Annotated in this window: 1 protein-coding gene; it reads left to right on the plus strand. The window is 58.8% G+C overall.

Features of this window, described 5'->3' with window-relative positions; genetic code table 11:
* Window positions 1-444 (plus strand): spermine/spermidine synthase domain-containing protein (locus tag AC1D0P_RS29715; RefSeq protein ID WP_477680014.1); only part of this gene is annotated, 444 nt, incomplete at both ends.

Genomic DNA, 444 nt, shown 5'->3' on the forward strand with positions numbered 1-444 from the left:
GGAACGCTTCGACCTGATCGTCGCCGACCTGCCGGATCCCAACAACAATGCGCTGACGCGGCTCTATAGCGAGCAGTTCTACCACCTGGCGCATGATCGTCTGTCGCCCGGTGGATTGTTCGTCACCCAGGCGACGAGCCCGTTTTTCGCGCCCCGGGCCTTCTGGAGCATCGCCAAGACGGTCGAGAAAGCCGGCTTCGGCAACATCTACCCCTACCATACCAACGTGCCGTCATTCGGCGAATGGGGCTTCGTGCTGGCCAGCGATGCGAAGCTCAACATGGCCCGGCCGCGGTTGACGGTCGAAACGCGCTATCTGACCGAAGCCAACATAATCAAACATTTCGAATTCGACAAAGACACGATAGCGGGGGATGTCGAGGTCAATACCCTCGACCGGCCGGTGCTGCTCGATTACTATCTCAAGGGGTGGCAATATTACAG

It is taken from the genome of Polaromonas sp. P1_G2 (assembly GCF_056405515.1).